The organism is Variovorax sp. J22P240, from assembly GCF_030316855.1.
In the GTDB taxonomy this organism is placed as follows: Bacteria; Pseudomonadota; Gammaproteobacteria; order Burkholderiales; family Burkholderiaceae_C; genus Variovorax.
On sequence record NZ_JASZYR010000021.1, the window covers coordinates 50786 to 66324 of the forward strand.

Consider the following 15539-nt stretch of genomic DNA (forward strand, 5'->3'; position numbering starts at 1 on the left):
ATCACCCTTGTTTGCGCCCACGTTGCATTGGCCTCGCTGCTCTTCGCAGCGACGTACGCGCGTGCGGCTGCAAAGAAGGTGCATCGTCAGCTGACGCCAGCACAGTCCTAAGCCCGGCGGTCCGCTCTCTCCCCTTTCAGCGCATCCCTCCACCGCCGGGCACAAGCCTCGCGCGGTAGCGGCTGCCGTCCTTCGTGGGCGACGCCCGCATTCGATGGAGTGCTTCCATGCATGCAGTTGTACACGGCGAGCGCACGCTCACCGAACTTGATTTCACCCGCCTGACGAAACTTGGACCCGTTTCGTCCACGCTTTCGGACCTTCTTGCGACCGCGGACGTGACCAGCGCCCGTGCGGTCAGCGCGGATGTCGTGACGATGTACTCGCGCGTCGAGCTCGTAGACGTCGCCACGCACCGGCGCCAAATGCTCACGATTTGCTATCCCGGCGATGCGGAGCCCGCCGCAGGTTTCGTGTCAGTTCTCTCGCCGGTCGGCAACAGCCTGCTTGGGCTGAAAACCGGAGATGTCGCGAGATGGCACACGCCGAACGGCGACGAGTGCACGGCCGAAATCGCCTCTATTCAGTACCAGCCCGAAGCGACGGGCGACTACTCCAAGTAGCTGCACGAAAAGGTGTTGGTCCGCTGCGGCTCACGAACGAGCTGCCTTTTTCTCCTGCCCGCAGGTTCCGGCGCTGCTGCATGCCGACGCCGGACGCCAGGCGCCAGCCATCTCAAAAGGTTTTCCATGACCCCTCACTCCATCCTTGCAGTCACCGACTTTTCCACGCTGGGCGACCACAGCCTCGCTCGCGCCGGGATGCTTTGCGCAGAGCACGGAGCAACGCTGGAACTCATCTACCTCGCACCGCCCGGAGAGCCGCCACCTCCGGATGCGGCCTGCAGACTGGCACACCACGCGCTGCAATTGGGTCAACACCATGACATCCAGGTGCGTACGCTGAACAAGGTTGCCTTTGAGGTTGCGGACGTCGTTGCCGAGACGCACCGTGCGGACCTCCTGATCTGGGGCACCGAGCCCATGCGCGGCGTGCGTTCGTTCCTCATGGGCCAGCCAGTCGAAGGAATCGTGCGCAAGTGCCAGCGTCCCGTCCTCGTCGTGCGGCGCCCAGCCGATGGCCCGTACCAGAGCCTCGTGGTCGCCGTCGACTTCTCGAAAACGTCCCGGGGACTGGTCGACCTTGTCCTTGCTCTCAACACGACGGCACAGGTGGAGCTGTTCCACGCGGTCACCGCGGCGCACGAAGGGAAGCTCCGTTATGCCCAGGTGTCGGAGCAGGCCATCAAGGCCTACCGCGAGCAGTGCCGGCGCTACGCGCGCGACCGGATGCTTACGTTGGCCGATTCGTACGACGCACGCCGCAACCGACTGCTCTCATCGCTCGGTTACGGTGACCCCGCGCGCCAGGTTCTCGTCCAACAGCAGCACACGGGGGCGGACCTCATCGTGGTGGGCAAGCAGCCGTCGTCCATGCTCTCGGACCTTCTCTTCGAGAGCGTTGCGCAGCGCGTGCTGCGCGATGCGCACACGGACGTGCTCGTGGTCCCGCATGACTTCCAGCCAGCCTCAAGCGCATCTGCGCGGAGGCGCCTCGCCGGCGGGCCCGCCATTCGCCGGGTACGGGCTGGGGCGCCACAACCGCCTGGCCTGCCAAACCAAGCGGCTATGCTGGCGAGGGCGGTCCGAGGGACCGGCTCAATCCGCAAAACGCAGGCCTTCAGTCGGGTGCCAACAGCGAGCCGCTGCTGAAGAACCATTTTTTCCAGGAGAGATCCTGAAGCAAGGTCGGGGCCAAACATTGCCTGGGAGCTCGACGTACCGCTGGCGATCAAGTTGGCGTCGAAGGGCCCCCTCAGTTCTGCGGGATGGTGCGGCCATTGAATGTGTCCACCAAGCTCAAGATCCGGCGCGTGCCGGGGCACCGGCGGGCCGGCGTCCTTCGATTGGGTCGGCCATCGGCAGCTTCAGGCCATCTTCCGATTTCCGAGGCAAGGGACACCCGATGGACGCAGGGGGTCCCGGCATTCTGTTCACCACGGCAGGGCGGCGAACCTGCGCAACGGCGTGCTGACGACACAGACGTCACCTTCGAATGACGGCCGTCATGAAGCGCCGAGACGTGATCACCACCGCCCACTCCATCTGCTGCCTGCGGCTTGTGCCAGCCCCGGGGGTCACCCGGCGCCAGCGGAGGCTCCGACACCACAAAGACGGAAATGCCTTCAGCTGGCTAGCCTCATTCGGCGTCTTCAACAGCCGCCGAAGCGCTGGAGGCTTGACTCAAGGCGAGCGGCATCACCTCGGGGCCGGGAGGCTCGGCGCCGAAGGGCTCTCAGGAACCGCGGTTCGAGGAACTGGGCGAAGCATCGGCGGCCCGCATGATCAACCGCCCGGCCTCGCCCGACGGCGATCTGAAAAGAGGGGCGTCGGAGCTCTCCACGGGCGATCGCCCGCCCTTTTGGAAAAACGTCTTGTCGATCGAGACCTCTAGCGTGGGGCACCCGCGTTCGATTTCGCCATTGCGATCCTGCCTTTCAAACCCGACCTGCACCCTATAGACCCCGCCTGCCGCGGCCGCGCCCCCGCAGTACCTTGTCCGGTCTGCGGCGGTATGCTGGCTCCAGGCCACATTCATAGGAGTTGGCAATGCTCTATACCTACGTCAACGAAGACGAAGACAAGGAACCGGTCGGCCCGCGCGACCCTACGGAACTGTTCAAGCAGGCGGCTGTGCAGGTCGGGCTGATCCGCGACGGCGATCCACTCGACCAGAACATGGTGGACTATGCCAAACTGATCGTCGAGATGTGCGCCTCCATCGGCGACAACTACGTCCAGCCGGAAAGCAGGGCTGGCGACACGGTCGGCGACCGCATCCGAGGCGACTTCCACGCGCTCTAAAGGCTATGGGGCTGGTCTTCTTCGCGGGTAGAGGCTTTTGACGGGTGCGCGCGGAGGCAATCAGCCTTGCCGTGTCTGCGTCGAATTTCGGCTCGCCAGGTTCCATGCGTGCCGCAGCTCGGCTGATGCATCGCAGGAGAGAAGTCCAGTGCTATGTACTCAATCTCCGGCAGCGCTCGTTGAGCAGGTACGTCGCGAGGAATCCGGGACCGGAACCCAGCTCCAGCACACGATGCGCGCCGCTGTCACGCAATGCATTGGCGAAGGCGGCGAAAAGCACGGTCCGCCAAGGCCGCTTCTTCATAGCCTCGTCCGCCCATTGCCGGGCGTCGGACATCTGGCGAAGGTCTATGGGGCTCGGGACGTCAGTCTCAATCATGCGTGCTCGAGGTCGAACAATTGCGCTTGAATCTGCGTGGTGAATGTCACCTATTTGGCGATTTCTGCCTTGAGGCGGAAAGTCCGCTGACGGCCGGCACCGCCATTCCGAGGTGTGCCCAGAAAGCTGCCATTCGGCTGAGCGAATCGTCGTACGACTAGAGCAGCGCCCCCATGTGGTGCACACCGTCGACCGCACCACGCCAAAGGGCAACCGGGAGCCTGGAGGACTCTCACTGAACTCCGGACCACTTGCCTCTGCCGGCAGTTCGGCGACACTGCGCAACTGAGCCGTTCACGCTTGCTGCCATGGCCGACCGATCGCATCTTTCGGGGCACACCGACAAACTGGTTCCAAGATCCTGGCGATCCTGGCTCCTGCGCGTGGTGTTGTGGGTCACAGGGCTGGCCCTGGCCGGGGCGCTGGGCCTGTCATTCGTCGTCTTGACCGCACTGGCAGTCGCCTATCCGAACCTGCCGAACATTTCCGAACTTCAGGACTATCGACCGAAGCTTCCGCTGCGGGTGTTCTCATCGGAAGGCATTCTGATCGGTGAATTTGGTGAGGAGCGCCGCGAGTTCACGCCGATCTCGGCCATTCCCAAGTTGATGAAGGACGCTGTCCTGGCCGCCGAGGACGCGCGCTTCTATGACCACATGGGGGTCGACTTTAAGAGCATGGCGCGGGCCGGATACGCGAACCTGAACCGGGTCAAGAGCCAAGGCGGCTCGACCATCACGATGCAGGTGGCACGCAATGCGTACCTGACCTCCGAGAAAACCGTGACCCGCAAGGTCTACGAGGTCCTGCTCACATTCAAACTGGAGCAACTTCTCTCCAAGGATCAGATCCTGGAGATCTACCTGAATCAGGTCTTTCTGGGCAAGCGGACGTACGGCTTCGCCGCGGCCTCGGAGGCCTATTTCGGCAAGCCGCTCAAGGACCTCTCGATCGCACAGGCTGCCATGCTGGCAGGTCTGCCGAAAGCACCCGGCGCCAACAACCCGGTCAACAATTCCGTGCGGGCACGAGAACGGCAGCTCTATGTGATCGACCGAATGCAGGAGAGCGGATTCATCACACCAGAGCAGGCGGCGCAGGCCAGACAAGAAAAGCTTCGGCTGCGTGATCCCCCAGGCCCCGCTTTTCTACGCGCCGAATACGTCGCCGAAACCGTGCGCCAGTTGATCTACGCGCAGTATGGCGACGCCACCTACACCCGGGGACTCAAGGTCTACACGACGATCTCTGCGGTCGACCAAACGGCCGCCTACAGGGCCTTGCGCGACGGGATCATGAGCTACGAGCGAACCCAGGTCTACCGTGGACCCGAGAAATTCATCAATCTTCCCGACGATCCGAAAGCACGCGCAAACATGATCGAGGACGTGTTGGCAGAGCACCCCGACTACGGCGATCTGATTGCTGCGGTGGTTCTCAAAGCCAGTGCCAAAGAGGTCACGGCCGTTCGTGCGAACGGCGAGACCTTGCACGTCACCGGCGACGGGCTGCGGCCGGTCCAGTCGGGATTGGCGGACAAGGCTCCGCGCACCCTCATGATCCGTCGCGGCGCGGTCGTGCGCCTTGCGAAGGCGCCGAAGGACGTGTGGGGCTTGACCCAGCTACCCGAAGTTGAGGGTGCGTTCGTCGCGATGGATCCGCGCGACGGCGCCATCAAGGCGCTGGTGGGCGGCTTCGACTTCAACAAGAACAAGTTCAACCATGTCACGCAGGCCTGGCGTCAGCCAGGCTCGAGTTTCAAGCCGTTCATCTTCTCGGCAGCTCTTGAAAAGGGATTCACCCCAGCCACCGTGGTCAACGACGCGCCGCTCTACTTCGACGCACCCACGCCCGGAGGCGAAGCATGGGCGCCGAAGAACTACGGGGGCACTTTCTCGGGACCGGTACCGCTTCGCACGGCGCTCATGAAGTCCATCAACATGGTCACGCTTCGCGTCACCCAATCGATCGGTATTCGCTACGCGCAGGACTGGATCACGAACTTCGGCTTCGACCGCGAGAAGCACCCCGCTTATCTGCCCATGGCGTTGGGCGCCGGCGCGGTCACGCCCATGCAGATGGCCGCGGCCTACTCGGTGTTTGCCAATGGCGGCTATCGCGTCAAGCCTTACCTGATCACGCTCATCACGGACCACAAGGACAAGGTCCTGGTCCAGCCGCAGCGCCCGCTGCTCAACGAAACGATCCGCGCCATTCCGCAGCGCAACGCCTTCATCATGAACACGCTGCTGCAGAGCGTCGTCAAGGGCGGCACCGGCGCCAAGGCGTATCAGGCGTTCAAGCGCGACGACCTCTACGGCAAGACCGGAACCACCAACGACTCGATCGACACGTGGTTCGCAGGCTTTCAACCGACGATGACCGCGATCGCGTGGATGGGGTACGACACGCCTCGCAGCCTGGGGGATAAAGAGACCGGCAGCAGCCTGAGCTTGCCGATCTGGATCAGCTACATGGAGACCGCCATCAAGGGCGTGCCCGTGACCGAGCTTCAGGCGCCCGACGGGGTGGTCCATAGCGGCGGCGAGTGGTACTACGACGAGTACGCGCCAGGCAGCGGGCCCAGCCCGTGGGGCTTGGCCGCCGCAACGCCCGTCGAGGCGACCTCGCCATCGACGCCCGAGTCATCTTCAGACGAACGCAGTCGAATTCTCGATCTGTTCCGCAACTAAGTCAGGGCGCGCCGATGCGCCTGTGGCTGATGAACAAGAACCGGCCCGAGGTGCTCACCCTCGGCTGCGGTGGGCTCGTCGTGGTGGCCGCTATCTGCGCCATCGTTAGCTTCTGGGTTCAGAGGCAAGACGAAAAGCAGGTGCTCGAGGCGACCTTCGCCGACATCATCGGGGAAATCGGAGGTGGGCGACGGCGACCGGAGCGTTCGAAGCAACGGACAACCAGCAACGCGCGGCATTGGAACGGCTGCTTCCCACTGTTCGAAATGGCGTTCAGGGCCCGGACTACCACTCCGCCGACGTGAAAAGCGGCCGCTCGCGATCTGGCTTCGAAACCGGGTTGGCGCAGTCGGTGAAGGGGTGCAGCACGGCGATGTCCGTAGTACCTTGGGACCGGTCGTAGATTCTCGGATGCTCGCGGCGCCTGAATGACCGCACTCGGCGTCACAGCATGAGTCCACTGAGCGGCAGGAAAGGACCGCAATCGCTGCAGAACGGCATTCCCGGGTCTGCCTTTCGACGGCAATTCCGGGCCCGATGCAGAAGTTCAGATCGCAAGATTCAGCGCCCGAAAGCGGTCGCCCGATGTTTTTTGATCGACCGAGAGACGACTACTGAGCGCTCAGGCACACGCTCGGGCACATTCGTCATCATCACTCGGCGACGACCTTCGCGTCCGCGGCGACCTTTTTCCACATCGCGAGTTCCTTGCGAAGCGTGGACTGGAATTCTTCCGGGCTGCCTCCGTCAAGCGTCAGTCCGCCCGCTTCCGACAGCCGCTTCGCCACGTCCTTCGATTTCAGCGTTGCGGCAATCTCCCTGTTGATCCGCTCGACCACGGTCCTTGGCATGTTGGCCGGGCTCATCACACCGAAAAAGACTCTGGCATCGAACTGGGGCAATCCCATCTCTCGGAAGGTGGGCACGTCCGGTGCGAGTGGCGACCGTGCATCACCCGTGATCCCCAACGGCCGAATCTTCGGTGAATTGAGTTGGGGCATTGCGTTGATGAGGGTGTCCATCATCAGGTCGACATCGCCTCCTAGAAGCGCCGTGATGGCCTGGCTGTTGCCGCGATAAGGAATATGCGTCAGCTTCACTCCTGCGGTCATACCGAAAAGTTCGGCGGCCATGTGAGCGGCACCACCCTGGCCGGACGAACCAAAGTTCAGAGCGCCAGGTTTGGCCTTTGCGTCGGCAATAAGCTCGCTCACGCTCTTCGCGCGGACCGATTGGTTTACAAGCAGGACGACGGGCGCGCGCCCCACGAGCGAAATGGGCGTTAGATCCGTGTTGACATCAAATGAGAGCTTCGGATACACGGCGGGATTGACGGCGATCGCACTCGACACGAACAGCAGCGTATAGCCATCGGGTTTGGATTTCGCAACGACATCCGCTGCAAGACTCCCTCCGGCCCCGGACTTGTTGTCAACGACGACCGGTTGGCCCAATCGCTCCGACAGGCCCTGCGCCACGACGCGAGCCAGCACATCGGTCGCGCTCCCAGGGGCAAAGCCGACCACCATTTTGATGGGCTGCGCGGGGTAGGTGCTCTGCGCCCCGGCGTTCGAGCCGGCCAACGCGAAGGGCAATGCTGCGAGAAGCCCTACGTAGAGCTTCACCTTGTTAAAACTACGCATGATGATCCTTGATTCACTTTGCGCACGAGGCTCGCTGAGAGTCTCCAGCGCCATCTCCGTGTGAGAAACAGGTGTCCCGGGGATGGCAGTGGCCACCCTAGCTTGCGCTCAGCGAGAAATCGCTACCCGCCACCTGCACCTGCACCTGCGCTCGGCGAGGGCGATGGGCCAGGCCGTCGACGAGGTCGACCACCGGGTGCTGGAGGCTGTAGCTGTCGTCCGTGGGCGTCGGCTTCAGCGCATTGATCTTCTCGTCGCCGTACATGTAGCGCAGCAGCAGTTCATCGTCGCCGATGCCCTTGTAGCGCTGGCGCAGTCCTGGCAGAACCGGTTCGATGACGGGAGGCACGAGGGCCACATCACTCGAGCCGTTGGAAATGATCCGGTCCTTGACGTTCTCATCGACCGGCAGCGGCAGCTCGCCGAAATAGCCGCATACATACTTCTTCACTTCGTCCGGCACGACCTTGTAGCGCTCGCCGTTGAGCACGTTCATCACTGCCTGCGCGGAGACGATCGCAGGATAGGGAGTGACCATGATCGGCGAGCCGAGCTCCACGCGCACCCGTCCGATCTCTTCCAGCACGGCTGGCATCTTGTCCGTCATACCGGCGAGCTTGAGCTGGGATTCCAGGTTGCTCATCGCGCCGCCCGCGTACTGGGTGATGTAGTGGCTGGGCTCGTATTCGGCCGGAACGCCGACCGGTTGCCCTTCCCGTTCAGCCAGTGCTCCGAAGTACTCGCCCACCTCGTCAAGCAGGCGGTCGTCCACCACCACGTCAAAGCCAATCTCACGCAGGTTGCGCGCGATCATCTGGGCGGCCGGCAGCGAGTTGCCATTTGCCATCGGATCGACCGCCGTCAGGATGCTGTCGGCGCCGTGCACCGCAGCCTCGATCGCGAGCAACGGTCCGAGTCCCGTCAGGCAGTGGGTGTTGAACTCCAGCCGCGCGCGATCGCCAATGGCCTGCTTGATCGCTGGCACAAGCGTGCGCACCCGTTCGATCGTCAGGATGCCGGCCGCATCGGCGAGCGCGACGCCTTGCACGCCGAAACGTTCCACCCCTTCACGCGCCTTGCTCGCGTACAGGGCGTCGTCATAGCCCGGCGCGATGTTGTAGCCGAGTCCGAGGGTCACATGGGCGCCAAGCCGGCGGGCCGTGCCGATGCTCGAGGCGAGATTGTCCGAGCACATCAAGGCATCGAAGACCGTGATGTCACGGACGCCGTTGGCGATCTGCCGTTCAACGAAGAGCTCGGTGATGTCGTCCGCCACTGGGAAAAAGCCTCGCATCAGGTTGCTGCGCACCGCGCCGCGCATCGGCGTGTGCTTGATTCGCTCGCGCAGCAGGCGAATACGCTCGAATGGGTCTTGGTTCAGGAACAGCACGCTCGCATCGAACTGCACCAGCGCGATCGCCTGCATCGAGAGGAAGCCGGCGCGGTCCATACGCTCCGCGATCGGCAGCATGTGCTCGGTGCGCATGCGGGTGGCCCACAGGCATTGCTGGCCGTCGCGCAGCGTGTCGTCGGTCAGGTGGATGGTGCGGCGCTTGCCGGTGCGCGCGGTTTCCGCCGCGACGAGTTTCTTGAGGTTTTCGAGCATGGCCGTGCCCTTTCTCACTCGGGCTTGAAGTCGATTGACTTCAGCACCGCGCCGACGCGCTCGTAATCGACGCGCAGCGACTTCGTCAGCTCGTCTGGCGACCGCAGCTGACCCGGCTCGAGACCCAACTCCTTCAGACGCTCGCGCGTCGCGGGCTGCGCCATCACCTTCAGGGCCGCTTCGCGCAACCGGTTCTGTGCTGCGGCCGGCACGTCGGGCGTGACCCACAGGCCCTGCCAGCCGGTCGCCTCAAGCTGCGGGTAGCCGAGCTCGGTGAACGTCGGCACGTTGGGCAGCAGCGGTGAACGCTGGGGCAGGCTGACGGCGTAGGGCACGATCTTGCCGGCCTTGATCATTGGGATCGCGGTCGGGATTCCGTCGAACATCAGTGCCACGTGCCCACCCATCACGTCGGTGAGCGCGAGGGTCGAGCCCTTGTAACCGACATGCGACATGTCGATGCCGGCGGCCTTGTTCAACTGCAGCCCCATCACATGCGACAGCGTGCCGGCGCTGTAGGAGGCATAGCTCACCTTGCCCGGATGGGCTTTCACATGGCCGATCACCTCGCCCAGGTTCTTCGCCGGGACCGAAGGATTACCCACCAACACGATTCCTGCGCGCCCCAGCTCGGCGATCGGTTTGATTTCCTTGGCCATGTCGAATTGCAGCTTGACGACATGCGGGATCTCGCTGACCAGCGCATTGAGCGCGATGAGCACCGTGTTGCCGTCGTGCGGCGCCTGCATCAGGTCGTTGACCGCCACCGCGCCGCCGGCGCCCGGCTTCGGATCGACGATCATCGTCTGGTTCAACTCCTTTTGCAGGCCGTCGGCCAGAAGCCGCGCCACGATGTCGGTGGTGGCGCCGGCCGGACCGGCCGCAATGATGCGAAGCGGCTTGTTAGAGGGAGTCTGGGCGAACGCGGCAGGCGCGGCCAGCGTGGCGAAAGCCGCGGCCAGAGCAGCTCCGAGGGCGCGGCGGTTAAAGGGGGACGTCATGTGTCGCTTCATTGGTTGTCTCCGATAGGTGTCGTTGCTTACGTTGCCCGAAGTCTGAACAACGCCGCTCGAAAAGACCAATGAAAACCATGGCCAAGCGCATTACTGTTTAGTCATGGCGGGAGCTCTAGCAGGCCTCCCGGTGCAGCACCGTGACCGAGCTATTGCGCCGAAGCTTCCACCAGACACTGGATGAATTCGACCGCGTAGGCACTGGGCTCCGGCTCCACCAGGGTCATCGCCGAAATCGGCAAGGCCAGGCCAGCCATGTCGACGTCGAGCACGTGCACGAGCCCGCGAGATTCGGCACTGCGGGCAAGCCGTCTCGATGACAACGCGACCGCTCCGTGATCGCTGACCATGCCCAGCAACGAGTCGAACGACACCGTCTCCACCAGCCTGGACTGCACGAGCACCTTGTGTTTGCGGAACACCGCGTCGATCACAGCTCGCACCCGCGCCACGCGCGGCGGCAGCACCCACATCGTGTCGGCAAGATCGTGCAGTGTGAGTCGGGCCTTGCGAGCCAGTGGATGGCTGGGCGCCACCATCCACACCATGGGGTCGACGTAGAGCGGCACGACATGCAGATCGGCCGCGGCACTTCGCTCCGGTGCCACGCCCATCACGATGTCCAGCTTTCCCGCGCGCAGCAGAGGCAGCAACAAGTCGGGAGAGCCCTCTTGCACCGTGAGGTCGAAAGCAGCCGCCGGCGTGCGCTGTCGTTGCAGGCGCTCGAACGCCATGGGGATCACCGGCGTGGTGCCATGCATAGCGCCCAATGCCACCCGCCAGACCTCGGGCTGACCGATCGAGTCCAGCGCCAGGGCGGCGCGGTTTAGGTCTTCATGGACGGATTGCGCATAGCGGATCAGGCAGATGCCTTCCGGCGTCGGCAGCAGCCCTTGGGGCGTCCGCGTGAAGAGTGCCATCCCGAGCCCGCGCTCGAGTTCCGCCAAGGCCTTCGACACGGCAGGCTGCGTAAGGTGCATGGCTTCGGCGACCCTGCCGACGTGCCGGTGCTGGTCGAGTGAGACCAGGAGGCGGAGTTGGCGCAGCTTGAGATGTCGCTGCAAGAAAGCCTGCGCGCTGACCGGTGCGGGCGCTCGTGGGCGGCGGGTCGTCATAACTAAAGAGTAATGCGTGCGGCCGAGGCTTTCATTGGTGTTTTCGAGCGGCGTTGGCCAGACTTCGGTCATCGCATCACCCAACGACACCTATCGGAGACAAGCAATGAATGCCATCCATGAAAGCAACCTGACCGTCCGCAAACTCACCCCGACCATCGGAGCCGAAGTGTTCGGCGTCGACCTGAGCAAGCCTGTGGCGCCCGGCGATTTGGCCCGCATCAAGCAAGCCCTGTGGGACAACCAGGTGATCTTCTTCCGCGACCAGCAGCTGTCGCCGCAGCAGCACATGAGCCTGGGCAAGCAGTTCGGCTCCCTCCACACGCACCCGGTCAAGCGCAGTCGCCATCCGGAGCACCCGGAGTTGCTGGTGGTTCATGCGGACGCGAACTCCACCCGCGCGACCGGCGAGAGCTGGCATACCGACGTGAGTTGCGACCAGGCACCGCCCATGGCCAGCATGCTCCACCTGACGGAAGTCCCGCCGGTGGGCGGGGACACGCTGTGGGCAAGCATGTATGCCGCCTACGACGCCTTGTCGGCGAGCATGAAAACGTTCCTGGAAGGCCTGACTGCCATCCATGACGGCGCCAAGCCATGGTTGAACGGGTATGGCATCAAACCGGTAGATATTGCTTACTCACGCACCGAGCATCCGGTGGTGACCGTACATCCCGAAACCGGCAGGAAGATCCTGTTCGTCAACAGCGGCTTCACTACCCACATTCCCCAGCTCAACCGGGGAGAGAGCGATGCGCTGCTTGGACTCCTCTTTGACCATCTCGCGCATCCTCTGTTCCAGTGCCGTTTTCGCTGGGAGCAGAATTCGATCGCGTTCTGGGACAACCGCTGCACGCAGCACCACGCCTTGTGGGACTACTTCCCGGCATGCCGGCATGGAAATCGGGTGACCATCAACGGCCATGCCCCTGCTGCGGCCGATCCGGCACGGATCGCCGCCCAAAGCCCGATGGCCCAGGCGGCCTGAGCGCTGATCGCACAGGATCGGAGACATCATGAAACTCGCAAGACTTCTTGTGCTGGCGGCCCTGGCAAGCGCGGCGCTGACCTCACCGTTGCGCGCGGAGGAAGCATGGCCCGCCCGACCCATCCGCATGGTGATCGGCACAGCCGCCGGGACCGGTGGCGACGTACTGCTGCGCCTGATCGCCAACAGCATGTCGCAGTCGCTGATGCAGCCCATCATCGTGGAGAACAAGGTCGGCGCCAACGGCCTCGTGGCCACGGCCGAAGTGGCGAAGTCCAAGGCGGATGGCTATTCGGTGCTGTTCGGCGGCGCCAGCGCGACGGTGATCAACCAGGCGCTGCAACCTTCGCTGGCCGTCAATGTGCTCGACAAGCTCAGCCCGGTCGCGCAGGTCGGTGCCGGCGGGGTCAATCTTGTAGTGGCGGCCGACTTTCCCGCCACCAACCTGCCTGAATTCATCGCCTACGCGAAGGCCCATCCCGGCCAGATCAACTACGCGACGTGGGGCGTCGGATCGAGTGGCCACCTGATCATGGAGTGGCTGAAGAATCGACACGGGATCGACCTTCCCCATGTGCCGTACAAGGCAATGCCCCAGATTTACCAGGACATGGCGGGCGGGCTCGTCAAGGTGGCGTTCGTCGATGCCGCGAGTTCGGTCCCACTGGTCAAGGCCGGGAAGATCAAGGCATTGGGCAACTCCGGCACCGCGCGCGCGCCGGGCCTTGCAGACGTACCGACGTTCAAGGAGCAAGGCGTCGATTTCGCGGTCGATGGCTGGTATGGCGTTTTCGTGCCCAAGGGCACGCCGGCCGCTGTGGTCAGCCAACTCCACCGCGAGATCATCAAGGTCTTGGCCGATCCGGAGATTCGGTCACGAATGCAGCAGCTCAACTTGTCGAGCCCGCCACCCAAGAGTTCGGCCGAGTTCGAGCAAATCGTGGCGGCCGATCTCAAGCTCTGGCAATCGATTGTCCGAACGAACGACATCAAAGTGGACTGACCCATGTCGCCGAATGAACTCGCCTACCCCACGCTGGTGATGCCGGATACGGTCGAGCGCACCACCGTGAAGATCTGGAGCAACGGCGTCGGGCTGGATGCCGACATCTATCGGCCGAAAGAGCTCGGCGGCGATCAGCGTGTCCCGGCTGTGGTCCTGTCACACGGCTGGGGCGGTAGCAAATCGACCTGCGAACGCTATGCCGCGAAGTTCGCAGCCGCTGGCATAGTGAGCTTGTGCTTTACCTACAACGGGTGGGCGTCGTCCGGAAGCAGTGTCCTCCTCGCCGGCGACTCTCCGGAGTTGGACGAGAAGAACGAGGGCGTTGCTAAGGTCCGTGTCATCCGCGAGGTGGTTGATCCTGTCGAATGGCTGCAGAACTATCGATCGGCAGTCGACTACGTCGAGGGAGAACCCAATGTGGATCCGGATCGCATCGGCGCCTGGGGCACGAGCTTCGGCGGTGGCATCGCAGTGCATCACGCCGCAAACGACGACCGCATCAAGGTGCTCGCGGTTCAGGTCGCTTCGCTCGCATCGGTTCTCAAGGGGCCGCTGCTCGTGCATGCCAGGCAGCGCGCGGTTGATATTGCAAGGGGGACGATCGCGCCGGTTCCGCAAGGGATCGATGCCTATCCGCCACTCGCAGGCACACCACACCTGGCACGGTTTCTTCAGTACAACGCGATCGAAGAGGCGAGGAAACTCCAGATTCCCACCTTGATGCTCGACGCGGGCAACGAAGAACTGTTCGACATCCGCGAGAACAGCGGCAAGGCGCATGACGCCCTGAAGGCGCGAGGGTCTGCCCCGGTCCACTACAAGGTCATCGACGGCATCGATCACTACGGCATCTACTTCGGTGGCTTCGACGAAGGCAGCGAAGCGGCGCTCGATTGGTTTACCAAGCACTTGTGACGGAAAGATCGGAACCTACGCGCCAAAAGGCGCTTTCTCGAACCGCAGGTCGGGGACCAGCCTGCTCCGGAGCGGTCACTGGTGACCGACCGGTTGTGGCCGATGAGCACCGACCGACCCACGAAGGTCTACGACAGAAGAAGACTGGCTACGGTCGTTCAGATTTCTGTACCGAATGACGGCGGCCATCGAAAGCTGACATCAGCGCTTTTCTTCGTCACCGTCCGGTCTACTTTGGAACCTGCCTTCGCCGCCATCATCTACGAAATCCGAGTGAGAGCCACGATCGGATCGCTGGAGGCAACGGACCACCAACGGCGTCGCGTGTGAAGGGCCGCTTCCAAATGTCGCGAAATGGTGTTCAGGGCCCATCAGCGACCTTCGACTTCGCCGACCGAAATCCCGCTTCGCGCGGAAGCGGTCGTTCGCAGTGCGCTGAGTTTTGCCCACTTGAGTCACTCGATCCCTGGATCCAAAGCGGCATTCCATCGACCCCACTCCGCGCCCAACCGTCAGCCCGTCGCATCCCGGTCGTGGGCAACCTCTTAAGCTACTCATCATTTGCACCGGCTAGCGGCCCAGTCCCGTGATGTCCAGAAGGTAAACGTGGGGGGCAGGTCGCTCGAGCTGATGTGGCCTTTTCATGCCGTTGAAGCGCAGCGTTAGAGCGCAAGCCATTGCCGCGCCTGCTTATATTCGCGCTCGAGCTTGCGGATGAAGGCTGCGGCGCTCGCGACCTCGGTGACCGCGCCAATGCCTTGGCCTGAACCCCAGATGTCCTTCCAGGCCTTGGCCTTGCTGCCATCGCCACCGCCGAAGTTCATGGTCTTCAGATCGCCCTCGGGCAGGTTGGCCGGATCCATGCCCGCCGCCACGATGCTCGGCGCGAGATAGTTGCCATGCACGCCGGTGAACAGGTTCGAATAGACGATGTCGTCGGACGTGCCGTCGACGATGGCCTGCTTGTACTCGGCGCTCGCCCGCGCCTCTTCGGTCGCGATGAAGGCCGTGCCGATGTAGGCGAAGTCGGCGCCCATGGCCTGCGCCGCCAGCACCGCACCACCGGTGGCGATGGAGCCCGACAGCGCGATGGGGCCGTCGAACCATTGGCGGATTTCCTGCACCAGGGCGAACGGGCTCTTCACCCCCGCGTGGCCGCCGGCGCCCGCAGCGACGGCGATGATGCCGTCGGCGCCCTTCTCGATCGCCTTCTTCGCGAAGTTGTTGTTGATGATGTCGTGCAAGGTCACGCCGCCA

General features: G+C 63.4%; 13 protein-coding genes. 8 read left to right on the forward strand and 5 right to left on the reverse strand.

The window, feature by feature from the left end; all coding sequences use genetic code 11:
- The first annotated feature begins 227 nt into the window (after positions 1 to 227).
- From QTI24_RS28905 to QTI24_RS28925, 5 genes are all read left to right on the forward strand, one after another.
- Positions 228 to 623, forward strand: a complete 396-nt coding sequence (locus tag QTI24_RS28905; RefSeq protein ID WP_286605204.1) for a GreA/GreB family elongation factor — start codon at positions 228 to 230, stop codon at positions 621 to 623.
- Between the two features lie 126 nt (positions 624 to 749).
- On the forward strand, positions 750 to 1772 hold the full coding sequence (locus QTI24_RS28910; protein ID WP_286605189.1) for a universal stress protein: 1023 nt from the start codon (positions 750 to 752) through the stop codon (positions 1770 to 1772).
- A gap of 897 nt (positions 1773 to 2669) precedes the next feature.
- Complete coding sequence (locus QTI24_RS28915; RefSeq protein WP_286605190.1) at positions 2670 to 2924, forward strand: hypothetical protein; 255 nt, start codon at positions 2670 to 2672, stop codon at positions 2922 to 2924.
- A gap of 687 nt (positions 2925 to 3611) precedes the next feature.
- Entirely contained in the window at positions 3612 to 5996 is a 2385-nt protein-coding gene (locus tag QTI24_RS28920; RefSeq protein ID WP_286605191.1) for a penicillin-binding protein 1A, read from the forward strand.
- A gap of 14 nt (positions 5997 to 6010) precedes the next feature.
- Positions 6011 to 6301, forward strand: a complete 291-nt coding sequence (locus QTI24_RS28925) for a hypothetical protein (RefSeq protein WP_286605192.1) — start codon at positions 6011 to 6013, stop codon at positions 6299 to 6301.
- A 348-nt stretch (positions 6302 to 6649) separates the two neighbouring features.
- Here QTI24_RS28925 and QTI24_RS28930 read toward each other — a convergent pair whose 3' ends face one another.
- The 4 genes from QTI24_RS28930 to QTI24_RS28945 form a co-directional block, all read right to left on the reverse strand.
- A complete protein-coding gene (locus QTI24_RS28930; RefSeq protein WP_286605194.1) occupies positions 6650 to 7639 on the reverse strand; it encodes a tripartite tricarboxylate transporter substrate binding protein in 990 nt (329 codons plus the stop codon).
- Positions 7640 to 7736: 97 nt separating this feature from the next.
- Positions 7737 to 9245, reverse strand: a complete 1509-nt coding sequence (locus QTI24_RS28935; RefSeq protein WP_286605195.1) for a hydroxymethylglutaryl-CoA lyase-like TIM-barrel protein — start codon at positions 9243 to 9245, stop codon at positions 7737 to 7739.
- Between the two features lie 14 nt (positions 9246 to 9259).
- On the reverse strand, positions 9260 to 10258 hold the full coding sequence (locus QTI24_RS28940) for a Bug family tripartite tricarboxylate transporter substrate binding protein (protein WP_286605196.1): 999 nt from the start codon (positions 10256 to 10258) through the stop codon (positions 9260 to 9262).
- Between the two features lie 149 nt (positions 10259 to 10407).
- Positions 10408 to 11322, reverse strand: a complete 915-nt coding sequence (locus tag QTI24_RS28945) for a LysR family transcriptional regulator (RefSeq protein ID WP_286605197.1) — start codon at positions 11320 to 11322, stop codon at positions 10408 to 10410.
- Positions 11323 to 11479: 157 nt separating this feature from the next.
- On the opposite strand from QTI24_RS28945, the gene QTI24_RS28950 reads away from it, so the two are divergent.
- Genes QTI24_RS28950 through QTI24_RS28960 form a run of 3 tightly spaced genes read left to right on the forward strand, consistent with a single transcriptional unit; the run spans position 11480 to position 14282 of the window.
- Positions 11480 to 12361 (forward strand): TauD/TfdA dioxygenase family protein, encoded by an 882-nt coding sequence (locus tag QTI24_RS28950; RefSeq protein WP_286605198.1) that lies wholly within the window; start codon positions 11480 to 11482, stop codon positions 12359 to 12361.
- A 28-nt stretch (positions 12362 to 12389) separates the two neighbouring features.
- Positions 12390 to 13364 (forward strand): Bug family tripartite tricarboxylate transporter substrate binding protein, encoded by a 975-nt coding sequence (locus QTI24_RS28955; RefSeq protein ID WP_286605199.1) that lies wholly within the window; start codon positions 12390 to 12392, stop codon positions 13362 to 13364.
- Between the two features lie 3 nt (positions 13365 to 13367).
- A complete protein-coding gene (locus QTI24_RS28960) occupies positions 13368 to 14282 on the forward strand; it encodes an alpha/beta hydrolase (RefSeq protein ID WP_286605200.1) in 915 nt (304 codons plus the stop codon).
- Between the two features lie 662 nt (positions 14283 to 14944).
- Here the strand turns inward: QTI24_RS28960 and QTI24_RS28965 are convergent.
- The coding region (locus tag QTI24_RS28965) for an NAD(P)H-dependent flavin oxidoreductase (RefSeq protein ID WP_286605201.1) at positions 14945 to 15539 on the reverse strand (595 nt) is incomplete at its 5' end.